Annotated in this window: 2 protein-coding genes; both read right to left on the minus strand. The window is 41.5% G+C overall.

Features of this window, described 5'->3' with window-relative positions; all coding sequences use genetic code 11:
- Positions 1-2,042 (minus strand): SusC/RagA family TonB-linked outer membrane protein (locus AC1DPZ_RS18200; RefSeq protein ID WP_477405986.1); only part of this gene is annotated, 2,042 nt, incomplete at its 3' end.
- Positions 2,043-2,822: 780 nt separating this feature from the next.
- The gene (locus AC1DPZ_RS18205; protein WP_477405988.1) at positions 2,823-6,986 is read right to left on the minus strand and encodes a hybrid sensor histidine kinase/response regulator transcription factor; all 4,164 of its coding nucleotides are present in this window, start codon (positions 6,984-6,986) and stop codon (positions 2,823-2,825) included.
- Positions 6,987-7,552: the final 566 nt, after the last annotated feature.

Raw genomic sequence — 7,552 nt, forward strand, 5'->3', positions numbered from 1 at the left:
CTGTAATAATTAGTTTTTTCCCACTTCACATCCGGATTTGACAAATTGTTTTGAAACTGCGCTGTACCTGATAAGCCATTTGTAACCGATGCAAGTTGGGTTACATAAGTATTGCCCGGTATGCCTTGATTGTTAGTTAGCCCATAACCAAGCCTCAGCTTCAATTCATTTATAGATTTTACGCCTTTTAAAAACGCCTCATTATTAATTTTCCAGGCAAATCCACCCGAATAGGTAGTACCCCAACGATTGTTGGTGGGAAAATTTGAAGAACCATCGCTCCTTATATTCCCGGTGAGCAGGTATCTGTCATCCCATGAAAAATTGATACGGCCGAAATAAGATTCCCGTGCAGAGCCGCCGGTAGGGTTTGATTGTGAATTATCGCCGGAATTTTTGGCCGTGCTGGCATCCCCCGCATTAATCGCCTGCACATTGTTTGAAGGAAAATTCCTTCGGTCACCGCTAACATTTTCAAAAGTGCTCTCCTGCGATTCATGCCCTGCTAAAGCATCAATATGAAATTTTTTGAAATTATGGTTATAAGTTAAAAAATTGCGTATTACAATATAAAAATTTTGGCCGGCGGCAGAGGAACCGTAGTTAGGGCTGGGGGTGCCTTTACCAAAGCTATAAGTTGGTGAAAACCTATCTTCCGTATTAAAATCGAAATTACCGGATAGTTCATTTCGCAGCGACAGGTCTTTGGTAAATTGTATTTCGGCATATACGTTGCCAAATATCTGATTCCTCTTTTTCAGGTCTTTTACAATTTTTGCCAATGCCACCGGGTTGGCAACAGGTTGTACCCAACCGTTGGGGTCGGTAACACCACCAAAGGAACCATCACCGTTTGTTACCGGAACATCGGGGGTAATGCTTAGCGCGGTGCCGATTACATTACTGGCGGTTGAATTTACATTTTCATTAATATGCGCCAATTGAAGGCTGGTCCCTATTTTTAACCAATCAGTGGTTTTGTTATCTAAATTCAGCCTTACGGAGTATCTTTTAAAATTAGACCCAAGGGCTATCCCGTCCTGGTTAAAATACGAGGTTGATAGTAAATATTGGGTCCTGGCATCCCCGCCGTTTACAGTAATTGTGTGGCTCATCATCGGGGCCTTCCGGAATAATTCTTTTTGCCAGTCGGTACCTTTACCTAAATATTGAGGATTGGCAAATTCGGGCCTGGCATCAAAGCCCCAGGCAACGGCCCGGGCATTAATAAAAGTAGCAAATTGTTGCAAATCTACCGTAGGGAGCCGCTTGAGTATTTCCTGGTAACCGGTATAGAAATCATAACTTATCTGCGGTGGTCCGGCTTTGCCCCTTTTTGTAGTAACAACAACTACGCCATTGGTTGCCTGCGAACCGTATATGGCTGTTGCCGAAGCATCTTTCAATACATCTATTGATTCAATTTCGGCAGGATTGATGGCATTTAACGGATTTGAACCGTTACCTGGGTCGGAAACCGGTGGAATAATAATACCATCTATTACGTACAGTGGCGAATTAGAGCCGGTTATTGACGACACGCCACGTATTTGAATAGATACCCCGCCACCAGGCTGGCCCGACACTTGCTGCACCACAACCCCGGCAACTTTACCCTGCAGGGCCTGGTCAAAAGTAGTTGGCTGCGTTTGGCGCAAATTGGCTCCTGATATTGAACTGATAGAGCCCGTTACATCTGGCCTCCGCGCTTTACCATAACCAATAACAACAACCTCGTTCAAATTGCTGGATGTTGAATTCAGCCTGACATTAATTGCGCCGGCCTGTTTAACAGTTATTTCCTGTTGAGCATAACCTAAAAAGTTAAAAACAAGCACTTTGCCTGGCTCAGCGGCTATGGCATAACTACCATCAATGCTGGAGATAGTGCCCAGGCCTGTCCCTTTAATCTTAATGCTTACGCCTGGTATCGGCTGGCCATCTTCGGCACCTGTTATTTTGCCCGTAATATTTACGGTTTGTGCATGGGCAGATATATAAAGAAATATACCCGCGATGATTAATGAAATCTGATATTTCACTCTCTTTTGTAAATTTTTATCCATCTTTTAAAAGGATTTTAAGGTTTGATAATTGGTACATTGTTTTTGGTTAGTGCTTAATTGGTTTTTCTTCATTCATAATTGTTTTGTTATCATATTTTTTAAATATCCGGATACCCGGCAACAACCATTTGAAACTATTTACTGTTCAGTTTTTGCCGTTGAAAGCTTACCGGAACGATAAATTGGTTTGTTTATTTGGCTATTGGTTAACTTCTCGGCATTATTTTCCTCCCATATTTATATGTTAAATTGAATTTATTACCTGCGTGCAATGGTCGAATGGCACCCTAACAGCATCAGATTAAATAAGATAATTTATGTAAAAAGCCCGTTACTGTTGCAGGCAGCCTATGCCGCTCAATTGTATATGCGGTATTAATGATGGCCGCCGAACTGTTTTTGGTAACTGCCCRGCAGGCAAATAACAGGCGCTAATAAGTACACGTTTTGGCATAATGCTTAGTTTAATCAGGTTACTATTAAAATTGGTTATGTGCCTGCACCGTTACCGGATGACAGGCCTGCGGCAGTTATATTGAATTTATGCCGTTTTGTATAGGTTAAAATTACAATGGGTAACGCAATCGATTGTTCAAAAATAGGGGCACAAATGTTAAATCATATCAACATCCTGATTTTCAGATATTTAAAGTATAAACCATTGATTTAACGGCACAAAAGAATAAAAATACCACTGGGAAGGTTAACAAAATGGGCCAAAAGAAAGGTGAAATCCAGGGCTATGCGCCGCGATTATCAGGCTTTATCAGCCTGTTGTTTGCTTTTTTGCTGATATGCCGATGGAAGGCAATTGAATTCGGCTTTAAAAGATCGGACAAAATACTTCTGGCTTTTAAAGCCTACCTTGTATGATATCTGGGATATGGTTAGCTGCGAATTCTCAAGCAATTGAGCGGCACGCTTTAAACGGATAGACCTGACAAGTTCTACCGGAGACTTTCCGGTTAAGGTGAGGGCCCTTTTATATAGTGTAACGCGGCTCACACATAATTCGCTACTGAGTTCTTCTACTGAGAAATCGGCATTATCAATATTTTTTTCGATAATCAGTAAGGTTTTTTTAATAAAAGCCTCGTCGAACGACTCGGGCGCAACATCTGTTGGCTTGACATCAAGCTGCTTTTGATATGTTTTGCGCATATCCTGCTGTATGGCCAGTATGTTTTTCAGTTTGGATAGCAGGATCTCGAAGTTGAAAGGTTTGGTGAGGTAATCATTGGCGCCCGTTTCAAGGCCCTTTAACTGTTGCTCCTCGCCGGTTATGGCGGTAAGTAATACAACTGGTATGTGCGATGTCCGTTTATCGTTACGTATTTTACGGCAAAGGTCTATCCCATTCATTTCGGGCATAGTTATATCGCTAACTACCAGATTTGGGTGCAGGGCCAGGGTTTTTTGCCAGCCTTCCTTGCCGTTTGCGGCCTCAATAATATGAAAGATATCGTTTAAGTTGTCTTTTAAATAAAAGCGGAAGTCTTCATTATCTTCAACCAGCAAAACGGTCAGTTTTTTAGCCGCGGCAACATCCCCGGGTTGTTGTAAAGCCTGTTCGCCCGAAAGCTCGGGCAGGCTAAGCCCGTCGTCGGTCCATTGTTCTTCGGTCTCGGCCGTTATGTGCACAGGCAGTAAAATGGAAAAATAACTTCCCTGCCCGGGTTCACTTTCCACAGATATTTCGCCATTATGCAGCTTTACAAATTCCTTTGTTATTGACAGGCCAATACCGCTACCCTGGTTAACCATAGATCCGGGAATATCGTTTTGAAAAAAACGTTCAAAAATTTTATCCTTTTTATCCGCGGGAATTCCTATACCCGTATCAATAACCTTTATTTCGAGCATTTGCTGCCCGGATATTTGTTTGGTTGATAATAATACGCTCACATGCCCGCCTTCGGGTGTAAATTTAAATGCATTGGAAAGCAGGTTAAATATGATCCGTTCTATTTTATCGTGGTCAAAATTGATCTCCAGGTTTTCAATTTCCGAGTCGAACACAAATCCGATTTGTTTTTTTTCGGCGATATCCGAGAAGGAATAAGACATTTCCTTAATAAAGCTCACAATATCGCCGCTCCGGGCATGTAACCTGAGTTCCTGCACTTCCATCTTCCGAAAATCAAGCAACTGGTTTACAAGGTTTAACAACCTTTTTGCATTTCGCCTTATCATATTCAATTGCTCGCCCCGCTCTTTATCGGCATCAATAAGCATTTTATCAACCGGGGCCATAATTAATGATAATGGCGTTCTGAACTCATGGCTTACATTGGTTAAAAATTTAGTTTTTAACTGATCAAGCTCCTGCATACGCTTAACCTCCTGCCGCTCCTGTTCAATTAACAACTTTGCTTCCTGCTTTTCTTTCTCTGCTATAAATTGCTTTCTTATTTTTTGTATTCCGCGCCGGCGGATAAAAAAAAGCGTCCCGGTTATCAGCAACACGTAAATGACATTAGCTAAGGTAGATTTCCAGAAGGGGGGCAATACCTTAATTTTTAATTTTATATAGATGGGTTTCCATTTCCCCTCCTGGCCAATAGCCCTTACCCTAAAAGTATAGTCGCCTCCATCAAGGTTGGTGTAGGTAGCTTTCCGGGTAGCATTGCTTGCAGTAAGCCACCCTTTATCGAAACCTTCCATCATATACTGGTGCGTTATTTTATTAGGGTTAAAGAAATTCAAGGCGGCAAATTCAATGGTAAACACATTTTCACTGTGATTCAGCGTTATCTCCTGTGTGGCCGAAATTGCTTTTGATAATACGACATGACCGTCAACTTCTTCATTGGCTGCTACGGTTTTGTTGAATAATTGGAAGCCGGTGAAAATTAACTTAGGCTCATCGATATTCGGATGTATACTTAGTGGGTCGAAAATATTGAAGCCGTGCGAGCCACCAAATATCAATTCCCCTTTATTGGTTTTCAAAGCTCCATTTACACTGAACTCCCTGCCCTGCAGGCCATCAGTTTCATCAAAGCGTTCAAATTGAAACTTATAGGTGCCGTTGCCGGGTGTCAACGTTATCCGCCCCAGCCCGTTTGATGAACTTAACCACATGGCCCCCGTGCCATCTTCCAATATATTCAAAACCTGGTTGTCGGGCAATCCGTCCTTTTTCGTCAGCGAGACAAAACGATTAGTTTCGGGGTTCAATATGCTTAGTCCGTCCCTTGTCGCTATCCACATCAGGCCGCGGCTGTCCTGCGTGATATTATTGATGTCATCACTGATCACACTGTTAGGGTCGTTTTTCTTATTATTATAATGTATAACGCGACGTCCATTTTTTAATATTTTATCTATACCAAAATACCCACCTACCCAAATGTTTCCCCGTTTGTCTTCAAATAAAGCGGCTGTATACGGGCACCTGATATCCGTTTGCTTAAAGGGAGGCGAAAATATTTTTTTGTCTCTGTCAAATATTTGCAAACCCGCCGCAAAAGTGCCTATCCATAACCGGTTCGACGAATCTTCCAGGATATTCCATATCCGGTCATCAGCAATGCTCGTGGGCACCTTGTCATTATGTTTGTAGTGAATAAATTTTTTCCCGTCAAAATGGTCCAACCCTCCGAAATAAGTGCCTATCCATAGCTGCTGATCATGGTCGATACATAAACTGACAATAATATCACTGCTGAGGCTATTGGGGTTTCCCGGATCGTGCTTATACTGGGTAAACTTGCCTGTTTTGCGATCAAAATAACTTAAACCGCCCCCATTGGTCCCAATCCATAAATTACCTTTTTTATCCTCAGCAAATTTATTAACATCTTCAAAACTAAGACTCCGGGGATCTGAGGCAAAGTGCCTGTATAACGGGAACCTGATAATATTTTTATGATAATAACTTACCCCCTCTCTAAGCGTACTGGCCCACATAATGCCTTTGTTGTCTTTGTAAAGCGATACGGTGTTTTGTCCCAATGATTTTGGATCATCTTCCCTGTTCAGTAAATAAGTAATTCTGCCGTTTTTTTTATCCAATAAGTTTATTCCGCCATGATCGGTGGAGATCCACATAAGGCCGTCGTCGGCCTGAATAATATTAGTGATGATGTTCGACGTAAGTGGTGTCTCCGCCGATTCTTTTGAAATCTGCCGGAACCGTCCCGTCCGGGGGCTGTAATAATAGGCATGGGAGTCTATATTCGGGTTATACACCCAGAGATCGCCTTCACTGTCAATAGTTATCGAGTAGTTCCTGCCCTTATTATTAGCAGCTTTTTTAAAAATATCAGTCTGGTACGTAATTGCATTGCGTTTTACATCATATAGCTCTACTACGCCGTCGTCATAAGCAAGCCATATGTTGCCGCTTGTATCCTGCACAATGTCTGTAACAAAACTTGAATATAATGATGGGTTGGAACTACGGTGATGATAATAACGCGTGGTAGTTTTTTTTAGTTCATTATACCTGTAGAGGCCCGAATCAGGACACAAAAACCAGAAGTCGCCTTTGCCGTTGTGGAGTATTTTGGAAACGAACGGATACCCGGGAAGTTTGATAGCATAGAGCACTGACGACGCGTCATTGTTAAACTGCTCCGTTTCAGGGTCATAAAAGGAATATCCGGCCCGCGTTGTTATCCATAATTTTTTGTCGGGCCCTTCACAAATATTAGTTATAAAATCGTCCTTTATGGTGTTTTTATTATTTACGTCGTGCTTGAATACTTTAAAAGTATAACCGTCATAACGGTTAAGGCCCGATGCTGTACCGAACCACATGAAGCCTTTGGGATCTTTAAATATGCAATTAACCTGGTTGTGAGATAGTCCGTTGCTTATATTTAGTCGCGAAAATTGGTATTGGCTATTTTGCGCAAAATTGTTCGTGTAAGCAAAAAACAATGCTGAAACGACAATATAAAGTTTTAAACGCATCGAGATATGATTGAATCCTTCGAAATCAGGAACCTGGCCCTTTGGTAAGCGGGTATACTAAGATAGCATAAAAATAAGATAAACCCGTAATTAATATTGTAAAAGTCTCAATTGCTGTACCTGATCAACGGAATATAAATAACTCCATTCTGAAGCTAATGACTTTGCCCATGCTATGTGTATGAGCCATGCCCGAATCCTCCGTAAAATAAAAGCTGTTACATGTCAGTTAGGAAATCTATCCGGATTATCCGGTTAAAAAGCGGCGGAACCGCTCGTAGTTAGTGATCATAATATCCCAGAGATCGCTTATGAGTTAAATTTAGTTCCGGAACCTATTTATCCCGATGCTCAGCTTCAATGGCTATTTATGTTTAGGTGTTCTGAGACATCCAACTATGTTTATTGAAACGATCAACACTCATTTTCTATACCATTTTATCTTTATCAATTTTATCTCAGCTAAGGCAGCTATTTATACAAAACCCTTACAGACTCCATGTTTTTTTGAGAATTTAACATTGAGCGCCCTATTTTCTAACTTTTGTGCCCCATCATTCAATTAT

Source organism: Mucilaginibacter sp. P4_G9 (assembly GCF_056400985.1).

What these genes read in the sequence shown, in the direction of transcription:
- AC1DPZ_RS18205 (WP_477405988.1), bottom strand. Translation starts at nt 6,986, where the DNA reads ATGCGTTTAAAACTTTATATTGTCGTTTCAGCATTGTTTTTTGCTTAC.